At 40.6% G+C, this 23,537-nt stretch carries 26 protein-coding genes; 11 read left to right on the forward strand and 15 right to left on the reverse strand.

Annotation, left to right across the window (positions count from 1 at the left end; genetic code table 11):
• Positions 1-18 precede the first annotated feature (18 nt).
• From A7985_RS00760 to A7985_RS00775, 4 genes are all read left to right on the forward strand, one after another.
• Positions 19-435, forward strand: a complete 417-nt coding sequence (locus A7985_RS00760; protein WP_176716669.1) for a ParB N-terminal domain-containing protein — start codon at positions 19-21, stop codon at positions 433-435.
• Positions 425-1,402 carry a 2,3-diaminopropionate biosynthesis protein SbnA gene (sbnA, locus tag A7985_RS00765; RefSeq protein ID WP_065788544.1) on the forward strand — a complete coding sequence of 326 codons (978 nt, stop codon included), beginning with the start codon at positions 425-427 and terminating at the stop codon, positions 1,400-1,402. Before A7985_RS00760 ends, sbnA begins: the two co-directional genes overlap by 11 nt.
• A gap of 12 nt (positions 1,403-1,414) precedes the next feature.
• The gene (gene sbnB / locus A7985_RS00770; protein WP_065788545.1) at positions 1,415-2,416 is read left to right on the forward strand and encodes a 2,3-diaminopropionate biosynthesis protein SbnB; all 1,002 of its coding nucleotides are present in this window, start codon (positions 1,415-1,417) and stop codon (positions 2,414-2,416) included.
• A 394-nt stretch (positions 2,417-2,810) separates the two neighbouring features.
• The gene (locus tag A7985_RS00775; RefSeq protein WP_065788546.1) at positions 2,811-3,035 is read left to right on the forward strand and encodes a hypothetical protein; all 225 of its coding nucleotides are present in this window, start codon (positions 2,811-2,813) and stop codon (positions 3,033-3,035) included.
• Positions 3,036-3,674: 639 nt separating this feature from the next.
• Here A7985_RS00775 and A7985_RS00780 read toward each other — a convergent pair.
• Positions 3,675-4,502: a hypothetical protein gene (locus tag A7985_RS00780; RefSeq protein WP_065788547.1), complete on the reverse strand. Its 828-nt coding sequence runs from the start codon at positions 4,500-4,502 to the stop codon at positions 3,675-3,677.
• Positions 4,503-5,025: 523 nt separating this feature from the next.
• Here A7985_RS00780 and A7985_RS00785 point away from each other — a divergent pair.
• On the forward strand, positions 5,026-5,349 hold the full coding sequence (locus A7985_RS00785; protein WP_065788548.1) for a hypothetical protein: 324 nt from the start codon (positions 5,026-5,028) through the stop codon (positions 5,347-5,349).
• 208 nt (positions 5,350-5,557) lie between these two features.
• Here the strand turns inward: A7985_RS00785 and A7985_RS00790 are convergent, their stop codons facing one another.
• Both A7985_RS00790 and A7985_RS00795 read right to left on the reverse strand, forming a co-directional pair.
• On the reverse strand, positions 5,558-6,163 hold the full coding sequence (locus tag A7985_RS00790; protein ID WP_065788549.1) for an HAD-IB family phosphatase: 606 nt from the start codon (positions 6,161-6,163) through the stop codon (positions 5,558-5,560).
• A 138-nt stretch (positions 6,164-6,301) separates the two neighbouring features.
• Positions 6,302-8,332: an EAL domain-containing protein gene (locus A7985_RS00795; protein ID WP_065788550.1), complete on the reverse strand. Its 2,031-nt coding sequence runs from the start codon at positions 8,330-8,332 to the stop codon at positions 6,302-6,304.
• Between the two features lie 159 nt (positions 8,333-8,491).
• Here A7985_RS00795 and A7985_RS00800 point away from each other — a divergent pair, with 159 nt between their 5' ends.
• A complete protein-coding gene (locus tag A7985_RS00800) occupies positions 8,492-9,640 on the forward strand; it encodes a hypothetical protein (protein ID WP_065788551.1) in 1,149 nt (382 codons plus the stop codon).
• 144 nt (positions 9,641-9,784) lie between these two features.
• On the opposite strand, the gene A7985_RS00805 is transcribed toward A7985_RS00800, so the two are convergent.
• The 3 genes from A7985_RS00805 to A7985_RS00815 all read right to left on the reverse strand — a co-directional run bounded on the left by A7985_RS00805 (position 9,785) and on the right by A7985_RS00815 (position 11,959).
• A complete protein-coding gene (locus A7985_RS00805; protein WP_065788552.1) occupies positions 9,785-10,687 on the reverse strand; it encodes a sterol desaturase family protein in 903 nt (300 codons plus the stop codon).
• A 1-nt stretch (position 10,688) separates the two neighbouring features.
• A complete protein-coding gene (locus A7985_RS00810) occupies positions 10,689-11,291 on the reverse strand; it encodes a hypothetical protein (protein WP_065788553.1) in 603 nt (200 codons plus the stop codon).
• Between the two features lie 89 nt (positions 11,292-11,380).
• Positions 11,381-11,959 (reverse strand): TetR/AcrR family transcriptional regulator, encoded by a 579-nt coding sequence (locus tag A7985_RS00815; RefSeq protein ID WP_065788554.1) that lies wholly within the window; start codon positions 11,957-11,959, stop codon positions 11,381-11,383.
• A gap of 208 nt (positions 11,960-12,167) precedes the next feature.
• On the opposite strand from A7985_RS00815, the gene A7985_RS00820 reads away from it, so the two are divergent.
• Both A7985_RS00820 and A7985_RS00825 read left to right on the forward strand, forming a co-directional pair.
• The gene (locus A7985_RS00820) at positions 12,168-12,371 is read left to right on the forward strand and encodes a hypothetical protein (RefSeq protein WP_065788555.1); all 204 of its coding nucleotides are present in this window, start codon (positions 12,168-12,170) and stop codon (positions 12,369-12,371) included.
• A 120-nt stretch (positions 12,372-12,491) separates the two neighbouring features.
• Complete coding sequence (locus A7985_RS00825) at positions 12,492-13,535, forward strand: fibrinogen-like YCDxxxxGGGW domain-containing protein (protein ID WP_065788556.1); 1,044 nt, start codon at positions 12,492-12,494, stop codon at positions 13,533-13,535.
• A 52-nt stretch (positions 13,536-13,587) separates the two neighbouring features.
• Here the strand turns inward: A7985_RS00825 and A7985_RS00830 are convergent, their stop codons facing one another.
• Positions 13,588-14,808 (reverse strand): phosphatidylserine decarboxylase, encoded by a 1,221-nt coding sequence (locus A7985_RS00830; protein ID WP_065788557.1) that lies wholly within the window; start codon positions 14,806-14,808, stop codon positions 13,588-13,590.
• A gap of 207 nt (positions 14,809-15,015) precedes the next feature.
• Positions 15,016-15,912 (reverse strand): TIGR01777 family oxidoreductase, encoded by an 897-nt coding sequence (locus A7985_RS00835; RefSeq protein ID WP_065788558.1) that lies wholly within the window; start codon positions 15,910-15,912, stop codon positions 15,016-15,018.
• Between the two features lie 148 nt (positions 15,913-16,060).
• On the opposite strand from A7985_RS00835, the gene A7985_RS00840 reads away from it, so the two are divergent.
• Positions 16,061-17,092 carry an AI-2E family transporter gene (locus tag A7985_RS00840; protein WP_065788559.1) on the forward strand — a complete coding sequence of 344 codons (1,032 nt, stop codon included), beginning with the start codon at positions 16,061-16,063 and terminating at the stop codon, positions 17,090-17,092.
• Here the strand turns inward: A7985_RS00840 and A7985_RS00845 are convergent.
• The 5 genes from A7985_RS00845 to A7985_RS00865 form a co-directional block, all read right to left on the reverse strand.
• On the reverse strand, positions 17,082-17,495 hold the full coding sequence (locus A7985_RS00845) for a hypothetical protein (RefSeq protein WP_065788560.1): 414 nt from the start codon (positions 17,493-17,495) through the stop codon (positions 17,082-17,084). The genes A7985_RS00840 and A7985_RS00845 overlap by 11 nt on opposite strands.
• Positions 17,479-18,822: an ATP-binding protein gene (locus A7985_RS00850; RefSeq protein ID WP_065788561.1), complete on the reverse strand. Its 1,344-nt coding sequence runs from the start codon at positions 18,820-18,822 to the stop codon at positions 17,479-17,481. Before A7985_RS00850 ends, A7985_RS00845 begins: the two co-directional genes overlap by 17 nt.
• A complete protein-coding gene (locus A7985_RS00855; protein ID WP_065788562.1) occupies positions 18,816-19,490 on the reverse strand; it encodes a response regulator transcription factor in 675 nt (224 codons plus the stop codon). Before A7985_RS00855 ends, A7985_RS00850 begins: the two co-directional genes overlap by 7 nt.
• 2 nt (positions 19,491-19,492) lie before the next feature.
• Positions 19,493-19,744, reverse strand: coding sequence for a PepSY domain-containing protein (locus A7985_RS00860; RefSeq protein WP_065788563.1), 252 nt, complete (start codon positions 19,742-19,744; stop codon positions 19,493-19,495).
• A gap of 80 nt (positions 19,745-19,824) precedes the next feature.
• Positions 19,825-20,124 carry a YciI family protein gene (locus A7985_RS00865; protein WP_065788564.1) on the reverse strand — a complete coding sequence of 100 codons (300 nt, stop codon included), beginning with the start codon at positions 20,122-20,124 and terminating at the stop codon, positions 19,825-19,827.
• 175 nt (positions 20,125-20,299) lie between these two features.
• Between A7985_RS00865 and A7985_RS00870 the strand changes: the two genes are divergently transcribed.
• Positions 20,300-21,724 carry a sodium-dependent transporter gene (locus A7985_RS00870; protein ID WP_065788565.1) on the forward strand — a complete coding sequence of 475 codons (1,425 nt, stop codon included), beginning with the start codon at positions 20,300-20,302 and terminating at the stop codon, positions 21,722-21,724.
• A gap of 37 nt (positions 21,725-21,761) precedes the next feature.
• On the opposite strand, the gene A7985_RS00875 is transcribed toward A7985_RS00870, so the two are convergent.
• Together A7985_RS00875 and A7985_RS00880 are read right to left on the reverse strand one after the other, a co-directional pair.
• Positions 21,762-22,406 carry a CPBP family intramembrane glutamic endopeptidase gene (locus A7985_RS00875; protein ID WP_065788566.1) on the reverse strand — a complete coding sequence of 215 codons (645 nt, stop codon included), beginning with the start codon at positions 22,404-22,406 and terminating at the stop codon, positions 21,762-21,764.
• Positions 22,407-22,530: 124 nt separating this feature from the next.
• Positions 22,531-23,139: an inner membrane-spanning protein YciB gene (locus A7985_RS00880; protein ID WP_065788567.1), complete on the reverse strand. Its 609-nt coding sequence runs from the start codon at positions 23,137-23,139 to the stop codon at positions 22,531-22,533.
• A 121-nt stretch (positions 23,140-23,260) separates the two neighbouring features.
• Here A7985_RS00880 and A7985_RS00885 point away from each other — a divergent pair, with 121 nt between their 5' ends.
• On the forward strand, positions 23,261-23,536 hold the full coding sequence (locus A7985_RS00885; protein ID WP_065788568.1) for an HU family DNA-binding protein: 276 nt from the start codon (positions 23,261-23,263) through the stop codon (positions 23,534-23,536).
• Position 23,537 lies beyond the last annotated feature (1 nt).

Here is a 23,537-nt window from a genome sequence, read left to right on the forward strand (position 1 = left end):
GGAGAAAATGATATGAGTATGGCAGAGATCACACTCGGCTTTAAATCAGTATCTTCACTTTTACCATCGGAAGAGCACTGTTCAAATCATGCTAGTTATCTAGCCGATAAAATATCTAAACATAAAGTTTGGACACACCCTGTTTTAATTGATGAACAAACCAATGTAATTCTTGACGGACATCATAGATTTAGTGCTGCTAGAGCATTGAAGCTTACAAAAATCCCTTGCCTTATGGTTAACTATGATAGTCCATTGATTAGTGTAAAGTGCTGGGATACTGGTGTTGAAATAGACAAGTCTCAAGTTATCTCAACAGCGCTTGCAGGCAAGCTGCTGGATAAAAAATCGACTAAACATGAATTACTAATAAACATTCCATTGCAATATGCGCTACCAATCGAATTTTTGATGGAGGGTAGTCATGATCTTTAAGTCACCCTTAGATTGCGTGTTTGATGATTTATTTGTTGAAGAAAATACACTCTTACCGCATGCCAATTTATTCCTAAAAATGGAAGGTTTTTCAATTGGTGGCTCTATAAAGATAAAACCAGCGCTTAAGATGATCAGCCGCCTTGAGTTGCAAGGTAAGTTGAAAAAGGGCAGTAAAGTTATTGAAAGCTCTTCAGGTAACTTAGGTATTGCATTAAGTATTATTTGTGCTGCGAAAGGTTATGAATTTATTTGTGTCGTCGACCCGAACATATTACCTAGCTCAGAAAGGCTTATTAGAGCTTACGGGGCTAAGATCATCAAAGTAAAAAACAAAGACGCGAATGGTGGCTTCCTGAATAGTCGCATCGCTAAAATAAGAGCGCTTTGCCAGCAAGATGAGTCGTTAGTATGGATAAATCAGTATGAGAATATTGATAATATAGAAGCACACTATTTGTACACGGCAAAGTCTATTGCGGGTCAATTTCCTAATTTAGACTATATCTTTGTCGGCGCTGGTACTACCGGAACTTTGGGTGGAATAAGCCAGTTTTTCAAAAAGAATATGCCTCAAACTAAAATTATCGCTGTAGATTCTGTCGGTTCAATCACTTTTGGTGGGATCAGTGGCAAGCGGAAAATCCCCGGATTGGGAGCGAGTAAAGAGCCGCCGATTAGTCGTCTATCTTATTTTGATGGATTAATCAGGATTGAAGAGCAAGACACACTGGACATGTGTCATCAACTTGCAAGCCGAGGTTTATTAGTCGGTGGGTCAACAGGAACCGTTTTGTGTGGTGTGAAAGCATACGCAGATCAAATACCTGTTGGGGCAACGGTCGTCGCAATCTCACCAGATCATGGTGAACGTTACTTAAATACAATTTATTCACCCGAGTGGCTTGATGAACATTTTTCTATCAATAACGCCGACTCAGAGCAACTTTTACAAGAAAATTTTTAAAGGAGTATTAGTATGAAACCTTTTAAGGTTATTGGTGCCAAGGCTGTATCACAGTGGTTAAATAGTCATGGAGATAAATTACTTGATAGTGTTGCTGATTGTTATTGCGAATTTGAAGCTGGTAATACAGTTTGTCCAGACAGTTATTTTTTGCGCTACCCTGAGCAACCACAAAATCGCATTATAGCGCTGCCTGCGTCTATAGAGTCTGAAAAAGAACCTGTTTCAGGCATCAAATGGATAGCGAGTTTCCCTGACAACTTAAAGTCTGGTTTGGACAGAGCATCTGCGGTTGTGATCTTAAATGATAGAGAAACTGGTTACCCTTTGGCGTGTTTAGAAGGCTCGCAAATTTCATCATTTAGAACAGCTGCTTCAGCGGTTCTTGGCGCAAAATACCTCCACACAACGCCAGGTAAAATTGAGAATTTATCTGTTATTGGCAGTGGCTTGATTTCTCATACAATCGTCACGTTATTGGAGCAAACTGGGTGGCAAATTGATACGATGACAGTCATCGATTTGGATATGCAGCGAGCGCAAGAGTTCTGTGCTAAATTCCCTCATATCCGAAGCAAGGGAAGCGATGATATTTCTGATATCGCAAAGTCTGACTTAATCATGTTCGCAACTTCTGCAATTACGCCTTATGTTAAAGACAAAGCGCTTTTAGCACATAACCCAACAGTTATTCATATGTCACTTAGAGACATTGCACCGGAGCTTGTAGTTGATAGTCAAAACTTTGCTGATGACATAGATCATGCAATCAAAGCCAACACGTCACTAGAATTGGCTGAAAAGCTCAATGGCAATAGGGCGTTTATGGGAGGTAATATCGTTGATTTAATTAAACAAAGGGTGAAACCTGACTTTAATAAGCCACGTATTTATTCCCCATTTGGGATGGGCATACTTGACGTATTACTAGGCTATCGAATTTATCAGGATACGACGTCGGATAATTCAGTTGAAATAGAAGACTTCTTCCCTGTTCCGTATAGTAAGAACTAAGCAATTTCGACTAATAAGCAAGTTGCTACTCAGATTGTACAACTTGCTTATATGTGACGTGATGGCCAAATCAGAAATCCCAAGCATGGATACGGAAATAACATGGAAACTATCCGTCGCTACCCCTATCCACTGGTCATATGTAAGTTAATTAATCTACAACGGCCATGTACCTTGCCTCTTTAAGTGCTTTTTGCCGCAGCCACATAGGCTTTCAGTTCGCCTTTGCTCAATTCCTGACTAAACTTTGCTGGATGTACTTCGTTTAATAACTAGATGATTGGTGTGAGATATTAAGAATTCAGGGCGGCTATGTCTGTTTCAAGTAAGTATGTTGGCCGCAGGTACATGAGCACACTAAGGTGAAATATTAAAGCTTTATGGGGGCCAAGGTATGGTGGTTGACGCGACTAATTTTTATTTTCAGAGCTATGAGCAGTGGCGGCATGCGATTACTGTGAAATGCAATATCAAACTGACACCAGAGTATGCGCGATCACGGATTGCATCATTAAGTGACTCAAATGAGCGTCATACTAAAGAGTTTGCTGACAAATATGGTGAAGCTTATTTAATGCAGGTCATTGAATGGTTCGCACGTGCTGAGCAGGAAAGCTAGCTGTAAAGTTTACTAGGCTTAAATGGTAATAGCCTTAGCTATTATTGATATTTAAAACCTGTGCAAACTAAGCATTTTGTATGTAAGTGCATATCACCATATAACGCTCTTACAAGTTTTGCAAAGCTGTTAGCGTTGTGTTTGGGCGTTGAAAACTGATTCTTCAGGTGCAGCGTGATTCGTGGGCACCTTGTCCTACCGGACTCACATAGTGAGACATTTCAGATATAGGGTAGGTATTAATGCCTTTTATAGCGATATATCTGATGCTGATAAGATGGCTATTTTATCGGTATTGGGAGTGTTGATAACCCAAAAATACTCAATTGCATAAACTTAGAGTCGGATTTTAGTTTCAGATAACAGTTTGGTGCGACTCATATATAAGTTACTTGGAATGGTTAAACATTGCAGGTTTAAAGCTGTAATTTTTTCACCAAAAGGGACTTTTTTAGTCAGTTTAACCAGTGTCCATGTTGAGCTCGAAGATGTGTATTCTGAGCAAGAATTTTGGTTCCTACAGTATTGATGAGAATAAAAAGCTCTGACATTTATATTTGGCAGAGCTTTTAAATTAAGGAAAAGATATTAATTTTTATTCATGTCAAAATAAATTCTGATACTACCGTCGTGGACGTATTACAATTCGACACAGCCTTCGCATGGAGGAATACTGGGACCTTGTACCCAAGTGCTGCCCATGTTAATGGTTTGGTGATAGTTGCCATCATGCACAGTGACTTGAATGTCGTAAATACCACCACCTGCGTGGGCTGAAATTGGTAAAGTGTAGCTACCAGATGTACGGGTTGTGGTAAATGTCTTTGAGCTGCGAGTATTGTAACCGTCACTGCGAGAGGTAATGGTTAGTTTTACTGGGGTTTTCGAGTCTTTAGCAGCTTTTGAATATTTATCAACAGAGTAGTTCACTTTGGCTGTGATCAGACCGCCAGACGTACTTAATCCACGTTTTGACACGGATGGTTTATTTTGTACCCATACCCCCTCCGCAGAGCATAAATTACCGCGTGTTATCCAGACTAGGCCGTAACCATGTGTCTTATTAAAAGACATGTAGTGATATGAGTTTGCATCTAAATTGGATTTATCTCGTCCCGTATAACCTTTCTCTGAATTGTGAAAGTTTACATAGGCGTACCTATCGAATAAATTGCCTTTTGCTCTAAAACTTGAGCCTCGCAAAACGTGTTTTGGAGTTTCGACTCTCAAATAATCGAAACTGTCCAGTAGCTCAGACATACTCTCAAAAAATTCTGCCCACGCTACGGGGTTGTATGGGTTGCCATATACCTCTAATCCGTCTGACACTGCGTGATACACTTGATGAACTTCTACGTCATATGGCGCATGTCGCCCGTAATCACAATTTGCGGGTAGGCTATTAGTTACCGCAAGTGCAGAGTTACTAACAAGCAGTGTCGCTAAAGCAAGCATTGTTTTTTTCATTTTTTATTTCCTTATTTAATTATTGTTTTTATAAGTTTTTTATTTTTGTGGTTTTTAATTTGTATATTTAAAGTATTTGTGTTTTTTGTTTTTATCAATGCTTTGTAGCAGGTTTTATAATTATTTTAATAGTTGCTCGGTGCTCTTAATATAGGATTTTGCAATGGTAGGTATGTGTTTGAATGTTAATTTGTTTTTGTTTTTAAACTGTTATTCTTGTCAGTTGATTTTGTCTTTTTGTTTGCTTTTTGTCCGCTTTTTAATCTTTTTTCTTCTCTGTTTTTCTTTCTATTTATTTTTTTAAATTTGTTTTTCTTTCTTGCAACGATTTTTATTTTATTGTTCTTTTTTTTGAGTTTTATTTAATTAATTTAATTATAAATTTACTTGTTGTTTTTTATTTTTTTGTTGTGTGGCGAGTGAATATTAATCAAAAGGGGAGGTTGGCAGTTCATGTTCGAAGTGCTTTGAACGCCTATGAGGACAAAGCCTATATGGATTTCAAGCGACAGGTACCCCTAGTATGACACTCTCTTCATCAGAGATTTACGATATATTTATGAATGGCAATGGCAATGGTAATGATTGGTATGAGTGCGCAGGTGGTTTTGTTGTGACGGGCATGTATTTTTATGTTGAAGGCGATAGAAGTGTAGAACGGTTTGAATGTAAGAGGGTCATGGGCAAATCAACTTCTTATCTCCATAGCCACAAGGATGCTGATATTAACGGCCCTGTAGTGTGCGGCAAAGTGGATGGTAGAGAAACTTACGCGACAGGGTTTTATTATCAAGAGACAGGTGATGGTCGTATTCGCTATATGCAATGCAGTTTTTTTGATAAATAAATTCTGGGATTGTCTAGTAGTACTAATAAATTTTAAATTATTTTCTGAGGAGTGGTTTTAAACTTCTTTATGATTTAATTCTCACCTTTATATGTTGATTATAAATGCAGGCTGTCGAAAGCTTGTTGAGGTTTTTACTGAATGTCATTAATGAGTTAGCTGCTCCTTAGCTTTTCTAACTCTTAAAAAACGCTATATTCATGCGTGTTTAGGTTATTTTATTACCCTGGTAAAAGCGTGTGTCGGCTATACTTAACATCGCCATATCTTCTTCGGTGTCACCATAAGCATATATATGTTCATATTCGCTTAGGTTGGTCTGCATTTCGAGTAATTTCACTTTATTTACTCCACTACAATCTCCAAGAATATAGTTTCCTGTATATTCTCCATCAATACATTCAAGTTCACTACATAATAAGTTAATGCCGATTTGTCTGCACCAGATTGATAAATATGGGTTTATTGATGCAGAGACGACATATACATCGTGATCCATAGTTTGATGCCATTTAATCTTATTTAGCACCTCTTGTCTTATTAGTGGTGGCAAAACATACTCGACGTATTGGCGTGCTTTTTCCACTACTTCATTTTCAGTACGACGCCAAAAAGCGACTTTTGATAGTATGGGACGCGTTTTGTTCGCTGGTAAAATGCCAAGCTTATATAGTGCTATGATTGGGAGCACTAAAAAGTAGCCGATATAAAGCCGAGCTTTAGGTGTGGCGAAGAAGATGAATTTGGTGTAACAGTCTTCTGTTGTAATGGTGCCATCAAAGTCGAACAAGGCAAGTGCCTTATGTTTCTTCATTGCGTTTTTTGTAGTGAAGTTAATTAGTCTAGTCTACCCTAATTGGCTGAGGTATCCCTTATAAAAATCTCGATGAAATACATAAAGTAACCATTCGTGTCTCATGATGTATGGGTAGGCCTTCTGATAATCGCCCTATTACTTGTTTGAATAAAACTGACTCAGATAAGCAAGGACCTCTTGTTTGGGGAGCGCTTTTTGGTAATACCATCCTTGTACGGTTTCGATTTGTAGCGCACGTACAAACTTTAATTGCTGTTCCGTTTCGACGCCTTCGGCGACCAAACGCTTGTTCATCTTGTGCAGCAATTCAACGACATGTTGATAAAAATCGGCACCGGCTGTAGTTTGTGCTTTGTCCAGCATGGATTTGTCTAATTTTATGATGTCTATTGGCAATTCCGCCAGCATGGACAAACTAGAGTATCCGGTACCAAAATCGTCGATAACGGTTTTAATATTATGTTTTTTTAATTTTTCGATATTAGAAATGACAGTCGTCTTGTCTTTGAGATATGCAGACTCGACCACTTCAATTTTCAATTGATTGGGAAAATGCTTAAAGTTATCGCAAACATGGGTAATGAGCGTGTTGTCGCAAAGTACTTTGGGGTTTACATTGATACTGATAATGGGCTTATAGCATCTTTTGGCAAAGTAATGCAGGTCTCTTTGTGCTTGTTCTATGACCCATGTATCAATGATATCTGTTCTGTCATTTTTAATTAGTGTGTCTAAAAAGTAAGGGCCTGTAATCGTGTCATCTGGTTTTTGTAATCTCAATAGTGCTTCAAAACCGCGAATTTCATTTTTCTTCTGACATATTTGTGGCTGATAAAAGAGCAGTAATTTTCCATTACTTATCTCCAGTAGCGCATGCTGTAATTCCTTGTTTGATTGTTCAATATCTTGGCGATGGGATAAAAAGTCTTGTTCGCTAGATTGCCTCAACTGCTCTGCAATATTGAGTGAGTCACTGAGCTTACTGACCGCATTGACAAAATGAAACTGCTCACTTTGTTTTTTCAGAAATGGGTAGTAGATAAAAGCGTTTAGTGAAATCAAAAAACACTGCAATATCACGCCTGAAAAGCCATTAGATACCTCGTAGCCACTAAAAAGTGTAGGTAGCATCCAGCTTATGTGCACATCAGATACAGTGACCCAACCCGCGCTAATAACGGTATAAGAAATAATAAAATTTACAATCGGCGCAAGCAAAAAAGGAATTAGCATGACGGGGTTTAAAAATACCGGTAGCGCAAATAGGATAATTTCGCAGAAGTTGAAAATTGTAAAAGGCAAAGACAGCTTGACGATGTTTCGCTCATGGCTGCCTCGTTTCAAGAAAAATGCCGCAACAATCAGTCCTGCAAAACAGCCGGTGCCGCCAGTTAAAACAAAAGTATCGTAAAAAGTTTTAGCTGGTAGATTGGCCAATATTGGCTGGAACAAGTACTGTGCGTCAAACAGCATGTTAAAAGTATTGTCGCCATGAATACCCACAAACCACAGAGTATGAATAACAACCATCCGTTGAAAAGTGAGTTGAGCAATAGAGAGCTCATCAGGGTTTGGTGTGATGAAAGTTGCGATTTCATTCCCCATGACGTTGAGCAAGGGCATAAATGCGTAAAAGCTGAAAAAGGCGATAAAAAAGGGCAGAATGATCAGTAGCTTTTCACTGAGGAAACGGCTTACTTGGTGAAAGTAAATCGCTAAGTTGGGCTGTTTCTTAATTAAGAAAATAAGAAGCACACTGCTAATACTGGGGATTATAATCGCATAAGGAGTGGCACCGCTTGGGTTTAGTGCGAAAGCACCTTGGTCTAGGACTATGTATTGCCCGTGAACAGAGAAGGATAACAGTGCCAACATCGCTCCTACAATGCCGCTCTGGCCGTAATTTTTACAAACAAAAAAGCCGATTGATATTGCCACAATGACGGGAAAGAGAGCCAGTATGAGTGATGCTGCATTGAATACATTTTCGTATAGTGGGTGGGTAACGGTAATGACGTTTAACGCCAATGCACTATTAAGAATAAAAATCGCCAAAGCGCTACAAACGAAATAGGGAATTAATGCTATGAATGCCTCTCTCAGCGAGAGTAAATACTTGCTGTGTAAGATAGCTTTTAATATTGATTTTAAGCGAGGGTACGACAATCAGTTAGCTCTTTAATTCTTGTAACGCTAAGTATAATCGTCCTTGGTAATTCTGCACGATACTTTGCGCTATTCGACTGAACATAAAAACATTATCAATGAGTACTATTAAGTTGCGTCCTCTATCTTATTTGTTCATATGACCGCCGGAGTGAGCGCATGCCCGACAAAACTGAGCCAACCCATGTAGAGGGTGAGTCCTTTTCACTGCGCCAAAGAGTAAAACAGAACATACGCAGTGTTATGCTCGGCTTAGCCGGGCTTATTTCAGCTGCTGTAATTCCTGTATGGCAAATTTATTTTGTTGAGACGCCAGAAGTTGTGATTGAAATAGCGTCTATTAACCGCAATGAATCCACGCGCTTCAAGGTGCCACTGGATACAGACGAGCTTGTGTTGCTGGAGCCTTATATCTCTGACGAACTGCTGTATGAGTATAACAAGTTAGGGCAGCAAGGCGACAAGATAGATTATCCTGAGTTTACGCTTAACACTGTTTACAACGCCTATGAAAAGGCTAAGCAGGACCTAAAGAATATGGCCGTGACCAAAGCCAATTTGCAAAAAAGTATTGAGCGCATTGAGGCTTATTTAGATCCTAATAACCATCAATACCCTTTAATTGAATTTCGGGTCAGCGAACTTAAAGAGTGGGATTTGAGTAATTACATTGACGATTCTGAAGCCCGCTATTTTGAAGAGCAGGTACTCGCAATTACGCGAAATTATTCTCAAATGACTTTTGATCAACACGAAGAGCCACAAATTAATATTGTTGCACTTAAGTTCCTACTTAACGATGTAAAAGAGGACATTCATGACGTCATCGCAGAATCGAGCATCAGATATGAGCGCCTACGAGATGATATTAGAAACATAGAAACACAACTTCAAAAGCTCAAGTCTCAACAACATGAGTTATACAGCTATTTCGAGGTGGAAATTGTTGCCTCGAATGCTGGCCGAGCAAGTACTTCATTGCGTCCTTTAGCACTCATGCGGGTGCAAATCAGCCGAAATAACTACGTAGATATTCGTCTGCAGCTTCTAGACTATACCGAACAAGCCGAGCTTTCACCGTCATCAACAAATATCTTGCGCTATCGCTCAAATGAGCTGAATACTTTTCCTCATGAAGATCTGGGCCTCATTAATACATTCTGGGGCAGTACTGGACGAGTGCGACTTTACGCCATGGATACGAAACACAATGTATTTGTATCGAATCAAACCGCCTTTGTAGATAATCGCAATCAAAAATTGATAGTGGATAAATTAAAGGATGTCGCAGCAGATTACATGCAATAAGAATGGACACTTATAGTGAACGCCTATTTAAGGATTATCAGTCAGTGCTTGCTGATGATTACAATTTAAATGGTACGAGTAAGTTTGTTAGTCAATAAAAGCCAGAACCAATCGAGTCGATACTGGCTTGTTGGTGATAATGGCCTAATTAGATTCGCTGTTTTTCTTCTGTTGGGTTTGCTGCCAAGCCCAAAGAGGTGGCTTATAAAGCAGCCTAAACTTATCAGCCCAACTAGAAACCGTACTTATTTGTTGTACTAATTTTATGTAGCCACTAAAAAAAACCTTTATTGGGTTAACGCTATTTAATTGTGGATAGACGCCATACTTTACTTTTTCTTCTTCTTTGGCAAAGGTGCCAAAAAGCCTGTCCCAAATGATAAAAATGCCTGCGTAGTTTTTATCTAGGTATTGGGTATTTCTTGCATGATGCACTCTGTGATGTGATGGCGTGTTAAAAATCGTCTCAATTGGACGAGGTAATTTTTTAACGGTTTCGGTGTGTAACAAAGTTTGATAAACCTGCACTATCACTTCTGCAAGCAGAATAATAAATGGATGAAACCCTAATAAAGCAAGAGGTAAGTAAAAAAACAGTGGGAAAAGCCAGTCTAAAGGACCGTGACGATACGCAACTGAAATATTGAAATGCGGTGAGCTATGATGGACCGTATGTGTTGCCCATGCAAACCCATTCTTGTGTAAAAATCGATGTTCCCAATAATAGGCAAGATCTGCCAAAATAATGCAACACCCGATTGTCCAAAGAGTTGGTGGCAGTTCAACCAGCTTAAAGTTGTCGTAGACAAAAAAGAATACGGCGATGTAGGCAAGTGCAACAAAACTTACTAATAGCATGAACAAGCCCAGCGTAATGAAGTTTGTGACGCTATCCCCTAATAGGTTTCTAGTGATCTGCTTTTTAAAGGCATATCTTAGTAACTCAACAACAAATAGGGCAAGGGCAATGACAAAGAACCAATCATCAATAAATGCTTCGAGCCACCAGATATCGTCAACGGAAAAAGGTATGGTGAGATAATCCACGTTATTGCTCCTCGTAATTCACGAGTACTTCAGTTGCGATCACTTCACTATTTTCTGACAGGTGATGGATCTCAATGACATGTTCTAGATTGCGTCGATAATCTATTTCTTGCCACGCTTTTGAAAGCTGTGAAGGCGTATATTTTTTCTTTTGCAGCAAGCGGTCATATGTCGCTGAAGCAATCGTGGTTGTCGCTTTGGTACTTGATAAGTCTGAGGTCGGGTATCCTATCGTGACTTTGGCACTATCATAGTTGGCCGAAAAGTCTCGATAATAGACGTAGATAACAGCAGGGTTTCGTACCAACTTTTGGTTAAGCTGCTTATTGTTACTTAACTCGCGCCAAAGTTGCTCCACTTGTGAAGTTGCAAGCATTGCTGTATTCCCTTCAATCATAAGCGCTTCTAATTGCTTTGTATCACTTCGACTGGTTTTACCCTCTGAGCTCACGACTACGGTGTTGTTGTTTACGATTGGCTGCTCGCCAGTTTTAGTGGTAGTTGGAACGGTGATTGCGCGCGCAGGAGTCGGTTGCAATAAAGCAACGCCCCACACCGCAAATACAATGGCACCGGATAGTAATATTGAGCCTGCTAGTTTCATATCTTGTCCTAAATATGGCAATGATTTAATTCTAGCTTAAATTTCGAGCTTTAAATTGTCAATGTGAAAATTTATTATTTGGGCTGGTTTCACTCCAGGGTGGTACATAAAAGCTTAGTACTTGATTTAAGCTTATGGACTTGGTCTACGAAAGTGAGTGGTAAAAACGATTCAGATAACAAGTAATTAGCATAGATGCCGTAAGCCACAAGTTCGATTTTATCGTCGCTAGCTCTGGTATATTGGGATTTTAAAATATTACTTACTATTTCAATAAATTCAGACATTATTTGTTGTTGATCCGCTTTAATTGGCGGTAGCCGCTTCGCTTCGGAAAAAATAGCTTCTCCGACAATGGTGTCATTGACTTGTTCCTTTGAGCCTACTGTAAACAAAGCATCTATCAAAGACTCAGCTTTATTTTCACTGGGCAACCATGGAAGCAATTGCTGCCATTGCTGGCTATATTTGGCTTTAAGCCTGCTGCTCAGAGCACAAATGATATCGTCCCTGTTTCCTATGTAATGGCGTAAGATGGTGCGTTTGACGCCTGCCGTTTCGGCAATATTTTCAAGTGAGGTGGCTTGAATACCATATTTTAAGATGCATACTTCAAGCGCATCTAAGATCTCTTCTTGACGCTGAGCGGCCATGCTAGGTCTAGGCATGTTGATTACCTTTTTCGTGATTTTGCATACTATAACAACCCGCATTTTAATTGTCATGTTGACAATTAACTTCAGATAAGAGTATAGTTTAAATTGTCAGATTGACAATAAATGTGAGTTAAAAGGGCCGTGGAGTGAGGAGAAGAGGCGCTGACGCTATCACTTCATGTTTTTAACAGTGAGATTTTCGATAAATGTTGGAGGTTATATGTTGTTCGGTTTTCCTTGGAGTTATTGGTTGGGCTTCGCTTTGGTACTTTGGTTGTTATTTGATCTTATCAGAGGCGAAGCATACCTATGGCATCCGTATAATCGCAAGGTGCAGCCTGGGATGTACTGGCTCACGATGTTGGTTTGGTCTTTGATTGCGGCATCTTGTTTTATTTACCCCTATTGGTCATTTTCCTATTAAAGACATGTATAGCAGATGTTCTGAAAAATATGTTTGTACCTTATTAAGAAATTTATCCCATAAATGTGTACTGTTCATAACTATGAAGATTTGTTTGTAGTTGATTAATAGAGCATATTTATGAATAACATAGTTAAATTTAGCTTAATTTCTGTCGCATTAACATCGAGCCTAGGTCTATTGAACCAAGCGTTTGCCCAAACAGGCACTGAGCAGCAACCTCAAGTAGTAACAGATACGGATTGGCAGGAATCAGCGACGAGTGTGACTACCCTTAAGCAAGTTGGCGTGGGTACTAGTGCACCAAGCGATGCGCTACATGTCATTGGAAATGCGATTGCTGACGATCCTTTGCAACCGTCTCACTTAGTTACAAAGCGCTACGTAGATTCACAAATTCAAAGTATTACGTCTCAATCAGCAGCCCAACAGCAGCAAATACAATCTCTGCAAAGTCGCGTGGCTGAACTAGAAGGCCAGTACCAAACAATACGCAATGACTACACTCAGGTGATAGCACGCTTAGACGAGATTGAAGATACGCTCTCACCAACGGGTCGTAATTGTTTAGATATAAAAACGCAGTTGCCAGTCGCCGCTACCGGATTCTATCTTATTGACCCTGATGGCGAAAATATGGGCGTAGAAGCCTTCAAAGTCTGGTGTGATATGGATTATCAGGGCGGTGGTTGGACGTTATTCGCTAATCATAAAGACAATATCGTGAATATTCAGGAAGGCGAGGTTATTTCACCAGCCAACTTCTCCGTAATGAAAGCACAGAGATGGCAGGCACTGAGACAGACTGTTACTGGCGGCATGATGTTTAAAGATGAGCACGGTCGCATTACGCAGGTATATCAGGCTAAAATGAACAACGCAAATTGTCGCAATATTTATACAGATGATAATTTAGCGGCATTGTCCACATGGGGCGAGTATGGCTTGATTTGGCATCATGAAGATACTCACTGCGATGTATCGTGGGACTTTGCGGGCGTCATACTTGGAGACAAAGATTCTACGCGCGTTGAGTCATATACCTATCAAGGTGCATCGGTCATTCAAGCGCCTAATTCTAAAACGAGTTTTGATGTTTGGCCTTATGGCAGTGATGAAAGTTCGCGACATCAACAAAATGAATTACTTTACTTTGTAAAGTAATTTAGTACAAAGACATCTCAAAGTGCATGATTACGCACTTTGAGATAGACCGCTATTTTTGATGGCCTAGTGCTTGTCTGACCTTCATTAGCCTTGGCTTATCAGGTCCTTTAACCGATTTGTCAGCAACTTTAAACTCGAGTCGCTTGTTTGGTTCAAACGCGAGTACGATTGAGGAGCCACCGTAGCCAAAATGACCCATATATTGACCTTTCTCTATTTTTTCACCAGTACTTATCGCATTAGTAATGCTGCCGACACCCCAAAAGCCGATTGCTATCATGGCCACTAAACCTAAACTGTCGGTCTTGATGACCCAAACATAGCGTTGATGTTTACCGAGTTTTTGATACCAACCAGCCTTATCACTGGTGGTAGGCGCTAAAGGTCCATAAGGGTTACTGGGATCGAAGTCATCAAAGTCATAATTATAAGAGCCCGCATACAGTCCTTGTTCTATCACCTCACCTGTGACCGGCGCGTGAAAGTGGTGGTAGTCAGTAAACCAGAGCAGGGCGTCAAGTAATGGCCCGCCAATAAATAATCTACCATAGCCAGGGATCGCCTCAATTAAGTTAAATTCATCACCCGATTTATTAGGTAGCAAATAGCGAGTATGTTGGTTGGATTTTTTGTCTTCATGTGCCAGATAAAAAACCCCGCCGTCACATGGGGCGACAATAATACTGTCTGATTCTGGACGCTCATCGGGTTTTAGGTTGCGTAAAAAGAATTGATTAAATGATTCAAAGCCGCCAGAAGGGCTATTGGGATCTGGTCTGTCGTATTCGTTGATATCGAAAGGATGGGCCTTTGTTCCTGTATATTTCATCCACGCTTGTAATGTGGAGGTAGAGTCGGTGCTGTTTATCCAAATGCCATGGCAATCTAAGAAGGTTTTAAACCAATTTCTAAAGCATGATTCATTTGCAAGCTGAAGCCCAGTTTCTGTATTGACCAAGTAATCCCAGTACTCAATATACTCACCTGGGTTACTCGGTGCTGGCGTGTATGTCAGCCATTTAGTGAAAAAGTGGCTAAGCGTATAACCAGGTTGCTGGTAAAGATAGGGCAACCAGTAGTTAGCAACTTCTTGTCTGCGTGCAATGGTTGTCTCAATACATAGCTCAGAAAGCGCGCCTAAATATAAATATTTATAATGTGGATTTTGCTCAAAAATAACCGTTAGCTGGTTTATATGTGCCTCGCAAGCGCTTACATGATCAGACCAGTTGCATGGCGTGGGAAGAGGGATAGGCGTAATTTGTGACATGTTAATGCATCCTTATTTAGTCGAATTTGATAGCCCACATCACTACAAAAACACTTTGAATGGCAGTAAAGTTGTTTCAAGAAAGGTGGTTATCGGTCAGTGTAGCTGAAAATGAACGAGGTGCAGTGTTGTGAAGTAGCAAACATAACTGGATTCAAAAAACGCTTTAGGCGTACACTTTTTGAATCGCAGGACAAGAGGAATTGCTCAGTGCATTATTTGTTTCAGTGCCTCTTCTAAAGAGGTATATCGAAATCGATAATTGGCATCCAGTGCTTTTTGCGGTATGACTTTTTGGCCATAAATAAGAATGTCTGACATTTCACCAAAAGCCCATTTCAAAAAACTCTCAGGCAGCCAAAAAAAGGCAGGCCGATTAAGCACGTTAGCTAAGCAGTAAGTGAACTCTTTATTGGAAACGGGGTTAGGTGCTGTCGCATTGAAGGCACCTTCTAATTCAGTGTGTTTAATTAAAAAGAGGATCAGTTGGATCATGTCATCAATGTGGATCCAAGACATCATTTGTTCTCCCGACCCCATCGGGCCGCCCATTCCCCAAGAGAAAGCGGGTAACATTTTTTTTAGTGCGCCGCCATGGCGAGATAACACAACACCTGTCCGTAACAGGCACACTCGAGTTTGTTCACTTTTAGCGGCTAAAGCGGCATCCTCCCAGTCTCTACAAAGCTGGTGGCTGAATTCATCGAAAGGTTTGTTGAAGCTTTCATCTACCGTAATATCTGCTGACTGCCTGCCATAAACGCCTATGGCACTGCCTGAAATGAATGTGTGTGGCGGATTTTGAGCTGCATTTATGTGGCGTGAAATTTGTTCTGTCAGTCCAACACGGCTAGAGGTAATGGCCTCTTTTTGTTTATCACTCCAGCGTTTGTCTGCAATCGGCTCACCGGCGAGATTAATGATGATGTCTATTTCATTAAAGTCGACCTCATCGAGCTGTGAAACAAAATGTCCATTTTGTGGCAAAACCTGTCGCGCTTTGACTTCGCTTCTAGTTAATATGGTTAGGTTATGTTTGTTGACTAAAAACTTACAAAGTTCTTGGCCGATAAGTCCTGTAGCTCCAGTGATCAGTATATTCATTCCACGCCCAAATAGTGATTGGTTTAAATATGTTTTTAGTTTTACCCTAGTGTTTTGAAAACATTTTCCATTACAATAGTAGCAGATACATATAAAAAATTATGTGTGATCATTTCTTCAACGTTGCGACCTCGCATAAGGATCAAAAGTGTCATCATTAACAGGAATAAATAAAAGCTTAGTCGTTTTAGCTTCCTTATTCATTGTATTGGCAGGGATAAAACTTGCAAACGATATATTGGTACCGTTTATTTTGGCTGCCTTTATCGCGATTATTTGCAACCCATTATTAAAGTTTTTTGCCAGTTATCGTATTCCAAAAGGGGCTTCGATCTTGATCATCATTGCCTTTGTTGGACTACTGGGCATGAGCTTAGCTGGCTTAGTTGGCCAGTCTTTAAATGATTTCTCTCAACAATTACCGAGCTATAGAGAGGCACTGCAAGATAAGTTCATTTGGTTGGTAAATATTGCAGCAAACTACAATATTTTAATTGATAAACAGCAGTTAATTTCTCTTTTCGATCCCGGAAAAATGATTGATGTCGCCACGAACATGTTAGCTGGTTTTGGTGGTGTAATGGCAAACATCTTTTTGATTTTATTGACCGTGGTATTTATGTTGTTCGAAGCGCCCATGCTAAGCAAAAAAGTACATCTGGCACTCGATGATCCGCAAATGAAAATGCAGCAAATCGATCGTTTTCTCAATTCTATCAACAGTTACCTGGCCATTAAAACATTGGTCTCTTTGGCAACGGGGGCATTGGCAAGTTTGATACTGTGGATTTTAGACGTGGATTACTTTGTCCTATGGGGCGTCTTGGCATTTTTACTCAATTATATACCCAATATCGGTTCTATCATTGCTGCCGTACCACCTGTGCTTCTTGCATTGGTAACTCATGGACCGGTTGTAAGCGGCCTTGTCGCAGCAGGGTATCTTTCAATTAATACTGTCATGGGCAATATTGTTGAACCTAAATATATGGGCAAAGGCTTAGGCTTATCTACGTTAGTGGTATTTGTCTCGTTAATATTTTGGGGATGGTTATTGGGCACCGTTGGTATGTTGCTATCTGTGCCATTAACTATGGTCGTAAAAATTGGATTAGAAAACAGTGAAGATGGCCGCTGGTTAGCGACCATGCTAGGTAGTTTCGAAGGGTCTAAAAGTTAGCTTTTAGCTCTTTGGTATGGTGCTGTAAAAACGCTATTTTACAGCGCTTATACACCTTAGCTGCACTGGTAGAGTTTGGCAGTTCTTTTAAATAACGCCATTTGCAGGAATCTTCCATGTAATGGCTTTGACTTAGAAGGCTCCGTTTAATGATAGGCATTAATTGCGTATTACCAGTGTCTTTTTCTAGCTCTTCAGTGTCCATGATTAGCTTGTTGATCCAAGCCTGTCGGTCCCGCTCGAGCATTTCGATATTCCCATCCAAACACATCAGGTAACGCTTAGCTTTTTGCGGATGGTCAGAATCTAAATGTGTGCAGTCTACGAGTGTATTGGTACGCGCACTCGTATCAAAACTGAGTGCCGCCACGGTAATTATAAATAGATTAGTGATTTTGCTCATAGCCAAATTCTATTGTAAATTGCGCCCCACCAAGTTCACTGTAATCAATGATAATGTTGCCATGATAAGAGGCGACTAAATCTGAAACGATAGCCATTCCAACACCATGTCCAGCTTCATATGTATCCAAACGCGTGCCACGTTGTAATAGCTCGTGACGTTTACCTTCAGGTATGCCTGGACCATCATCACCAATAATAAAAACGGTGCCTTTACTTGGAGTTGTTTTTACTTGTATATCAATTTTATGCGCACATGCCTTACATGCATTATCGATGATATTGCCCAATATTTCCATTAAATCGGTTTTATCACCAAGGAAAGCGGCATCGTCAGCACAAAATGCCGAAAATTGAATCGCTTTATCATGATAGACCTTACTCATTGCATTTAATATAGAGTCGAGTACAGGCTTAACGAGCGTTTGCTTTTTCCAAGTATCGGATGCCCCCGTTGCTGCGCGTTTAAGTTGATGCTCAATCATGGCATTGATACGGTCAAGCTGTTCTTGTGCCTCTGCGTCATTAGCTAAGGAGCTTGATTTTAATACCGCTAAAGGTGTTTTAAGCGCATGTGCGAGATCGCTAAGTGAAGCCCTATAGCGCTCTTTTTGGCGACGTTGAGAGTCAAGCAATAGGTTCAAATCAGCCTTAATTGTATTGAGCTCAACTGGGTAAAGGCCAGAAATCTTGTCACGTTCACCAGCCTCGACTTCTTTAATTTCTTTATCAAGGCGTTGAAGCGGTCTGGCATTCCAAACAAAACCAAAAGCCATCAATGCGGCTATCACAACGCCCATAATCAGCATCCAGTTGACCAGCGTATTTCTGAACTCGGACATGAGGGCTACCAAGGCAGAATTCTTTTTAAGTAAAATAAACTTTGCTTGTTGGGATTGCTCGGCATTACCGAGTATGACCGTCAGGCTGAGTTGCCAAAACTCTTCGCCACTGTATTCGACCTTTTTGAATTCGGATGCACCAGCTTGTGTCTGAGACACATCAGGTGTCACGGTTAAGCTAACAGCAGACTCTGAATACCAAACCAGAGTATTCTGTTGGTAAACGAGTGCGTACGTATCAGAGTTTAGCCTGTTAAGCTCTGGTGCAAGAATGGTTCTGGGCATTGAAATACCATCAGATACAAACTCTACTTCGGAGATCAGCGAGTATAGGTGTGCTTCCAGCGTCTTTTCTGTGGCATCAATCAGCGTCGCGTGATAGGCGCGGCCAATCGAAAAGAATAACGCGGGCAGGGCTATTATTAAAACAAAGACAAGGATAAATCCTTGCCTTATTTTAAGAGAAATCTGCGCGCTACTTACCACTGGGTTTTAAACCTGTAGCCTCTACCACGCAGGGTTTCAACTGGGTTTAATGTACCATCTGGGTCTAGCTTTTTCCTCAGGCGCAGTACAAACACTTCAATCACGTTTGAATCTAGGTCAAAGTCCTGATCGTAAATATGTTCTGTAAGCTCCGATTTAGAAATCACTTTGTGCGGGTTAACCATTAAGTACTCAAGCACTTTGTATTCGTAAGCTGTAAGAGTCAGCTCTCTTTCGCCTACAAATACTTGCTGAGAACGTGTGTGCAATGTGATTGGACCGATTGAGATTTCTGGGTTTGCTTGACCTGCACTGCGTCTTATCAACGCATTGCAACGTGCAATCAGCTCTTCAACATGGAATGGCTTAGTGAGGTAGTCATCAGCACCCGCATCTAGCCCTTCGACCTTTTCTTGCCAGCGATCGCGCGCGGTCAATATCAAAATTGGAATTTTGATGTCTTGGGCTCTTGCGCGTCTTATTAACTCAATCCCATCAATTTTCGGTAGACCTAAATCAACCACCGCCAAATCAAGTGGGTATTCCGTTAAGTGAAAAAGGCCATTTTCTCCGTCGTGACAAAGGTCTACGCTGTATTTCTCTTTTTCTAAAACGTTACGTAAGTTTTCAGCTAATTGAACGTCATCTTCTATTACTAAAATTCGCATTGTCAATCCTTCTTCACTTCACCCGTTACTTTGTGAACTTTAACATCAATGATCCTGCCGTCGCTTTGAAGAATTCGTACCACATAGTAATCACCTTCAAGAGAGATCTTTAAGGTTTTTCCTGGCTGTTTGGTCGTTGCTAATTGTACGGCTTCTTTTTTGCTTATGGTGTCTTGAGTATTTTTTGCTTGTACAGGACTGACAGCCAGTGCACAGACCATAAAAATAGCCGCAAGACAGTTTGGCAACTGCATTCTAAGCTCCACAGTAGGGTTGCTTAACATCTTGATCAGGAGGTTAAGATTTTTTGTCTTAACCACTGCTGAACTTTACGTTAAGGTAAAACTTTCTTATATGGTTTGACTACGCTTTGAGCGTATACACCAGCTTCAATATAGGGGTCTTCATTTGCCCAAGCCTGTGCCAACTCTAATGAGTCAAACTCCGCGATAACCAAAGAACCCGTAAAGCCAGCTTCACCTGGGTTTTCGTCATCAATAGCGGGTAGTGGGCCTGCTACAAATAGCCTTCCCTCTTCCTTAAGCGCATTTAAACGTGCCAAGTGAGCAGGGCGAGCGCCTAAACGTTTCTCTAGTGAATTTTCCACGTCCGTTGAGTAAATCATGTAAAGCATAATAGTAAGAAATAATGCGTAATTAATTTTGTGTTTCGTATCATAGACTGGATTGTCCCCAAATGTAAATGAATAGGCGTTATCTTAAGAGATTCTTGTTTGGGACTTGAAATCCGCAGGCCTTGGCTGTTACAGTCCTTCGACTATCGTGAAAAATAATAATAAGGTTGTTTTAATGAGTGCAAACCGCGAGCAATTTAGCTCCCGACTGGGTTTCATTTTAGCAGCGGCTGGCTCCGCTGTGGGGATCGGAAACTTGGTTGGTTTTCCTGTATCTGCTGCCAAAAATGGCGGTGGTGCGTTTCTGATTATTTATGCACTGTTTGTTGCGTTTATCTGTTTGCCAGTCATGATTGCCGAAATGGCACTTGGTCGCAAGGCTCAAAAAGATCCGTATGGCGCTTATCATTCGCTTACTGGGGGAGATAAGAAGTGGTCCTTTGCCGGTGCACTCGCTGTTTTAACACCATTTATGATTGCCGTCTTTTATATGGTGATCACCGTTTGGATTTTTGGATACCTAGTCCAGACCCTTATTGGTAACCTCGATCAACTTGCAAACCCTGACAATTTCGGCACGTTTATTAATGAATACACTGTGTTTGCCTATATGGCAGGGGTGGGATTGCTGGTGAATTTAATTCTGGTTGGTGGTGTGAAAGAAGGCATCGAAAAGGCCGCTAAATTGATGATGCCGGCCTTGTTTGTGCTGCTTATTGGCTTGGTTGCGTATGTGTTGACATTAGATAATGCGATGGACGGTGTACGTTATTATATTGTGCCAGACTTTTCTAAAATGGATGCCAGTGTATTGAACGGTGCGCTATCACAAGCGTTTTTCTCGTTATCGTTGGGTATGGGTATTTTAATCACCTACGCGTCTTACATTTCTAAAAAAGAAGACATTGTTGGTAGTTCCAAAATGGTTGCCGTGACGGACTCATTAGTGGCGTTTATAGCAGGCCTAATGGTTATTCCAGCCATCTTCAGCTTTAACCCGAACGTCAATCCTGAAGAACTATCTGACTCTTCGGTCTCAATGATCTTTGTATATTTGCCTCAGTTATTACTGACAATGCAAGCTGATATTGGCTACGTGGGTGCATCAATTGTTGCCGGAATATTCTTTTTGTTGGTTTTCTTTGCCGCGATAACATCTTTGGTGTCGATTGTTGAGGTACCCACTGCCAGCTTAATGGAAGCGAAAGGTTACAGCCGTAAAAAGTCGTTGACTGTATTAGCCGTAACAACGGGTGTTTTGACTGTGTTGTGTACAATGTCATTTGGCATGGTAGATAGTTTAACTCAGTTTACCCAGTATGGTGGCGTAAATAAGAGCTTCTTTGACATTGTATCTGACGTTTTTTATGACACGATTTTGCCATTTAATGGTTTGTTACTGTGCCTATTTGTAACGTATCGTTGGCGTAAAGCGAACTTGTCAGAAGAGCTTGCTCATGGCAATGAAAGCTATAAAGGCAGCTTTATGGAAAAGTATGTTAACTTCTCATTGTCGACCTTTATTCCAGTAATTTTGCTGCTGATATTTGTGAATACGGTAGCAACCAAATACTTTGCTATTAGCTTATTTGGTTTTTAAGTAAAGCGTAAGATATGTGGGGTGGGCGCCCCACATATCATGTAAATGTCACGCCAGCATCTAAGTATTTCCCTGCACCAATCGTAAATAACCACAATCCCCACAAACTATGTTCAAGCACACACACGGCTAAAGAGCGACTGTGCGCATAGGTATAAGAAAATAGCAGTCCACCAAAGAAAGACATGATAATGGCCATCCAGTTGTCATACACACAATGAGCGAGCGCAAAAACACTGGCACTGAGTAATATCCTCACCGTTTTACTCGGTAAGATACGTTTGTAGCGGTGGAAAAAGTAACTTCTAAATATAAGCTCTTGAGGCAAGACGGATAAAATTGGATAGGCGATAAGTAATACCAACCAATCTGTGGTTGAGTTGATGGGTAAGTCAAACCACGTTTCTTGACTGATTAATCCGTATAGCATGCCTGAAAATAACGCGCCGATAAAAAAGATGGAGAACAATCTCTTTTTGATGGCGGAGAACTGCCCCAAGCTAGTCAACCTGAAACGTTTAAAGTGTGGATCTGAAAGCAGTAAGTAGGTACACACCGACATAATAATGATGAGGGCGGGAAATAGCCAATTGGCCAATTCATGACGAAAAAAGTAGGCAATAAATGGAAGCAGAAAAAAGACCGAGAATAGCTCAAACCAACGAAACTGATGTGCGTTCAAAGAAGTGACCCCAAGTGTTGCTGTATCAATAAAATATAGCAAGTGTCGGGAGGATTTCGCGTAATCTAGAAAAAGATTACGCAATGGATAAGGTATACAAAACCCCAAATAGATTGGATGCTATTTAGTCGTCTTCAGGCAGGTATTTCGAGACTTTCATGATGGTAATGAGGATAGCAACAAAGGTAATGGCCATCAGCCCGAATACTTTAAAATTAACCCAAAAATTCAAAGAAAAGTTATAAGCGACGTATAAGTTGAGCACTGCAATAAAGAAAAACAGTGCAGACCATGCAAGATTCAGCCTATCAAACAAAGTCTCTGGAATATCTAGCTGTGCAGCTGGGTTATCAGATTGAGTTTTTTCGTCTTTATTCGCTTTTTGATCTTGTAGCATCGCACTATTCAAAACGCTTAACAGTGCCTTTTTGGCAAGATTCTTTTTAAATATGTAGTGAGACACCAACAAACTGGCCCCGAGTATCGCGTAGATGATGGTTGCTTTCCACATGATGAACTGCTCATCTTGGAATAGGATTGTCATGCCCCCGAGTAATAAAGCGATTGCAAAAAACACCCAATGTCGTTGTGATACTTTACCGTCGGTGAAGTATTGGTAAATCATTTGAATGACTGACGCCACGATTAATACCCCAGTGGCCCAAAATATGTCCATAAATTTGTATACTGCAAAAAACAGGATTAGGGGAAAATACTCTAGTATAAAAGTCATTCACTTCCTCGATGATTAAGCCTTTATTGCGTTGTATCAAGATATTGTCACAAGTTCAAGATTGACTTTTTAAGGCGAAGCTTCTAGCCTCCGCACAATTTAAAAATAAATTGAGAACTCTATGAATAAGAGCGAACTAGTATCCGCAATGTCCGCAAACAGTGAACTGACCAAAAAGGACTCAAAAGCAGCGCTAGATAGTATTCTAAACGCGGTCTCAAAGCGTTTATCTGAAGGTGACCCTGTATCTTTGGCTGGGTTCGGCACATTGTCTTTGAGCTATCATCCTGCTAAGGCTGGTCGTAACCCAAGAACGGGTGAAGAAATCATGATTGAAGGGCAAAATAAAGTGTTGTTTAAAGCGGCCAAAGCGCTCAAAGACGCTTTAGCCAAGTAGT

The organism is Pseudoalteromonas luteoviolacea (genome assembly GCF_001696455.1).
In the GTDB taxonomy this organism is placed as follows: domain Bacteria; phylum Pseudomonadota; class Gammaproteobacteria; order Enterobacterales; family Alteromonadaceae; genus Pseudoalteromonas; species Pseudoalteromonas luteoviolacea_C.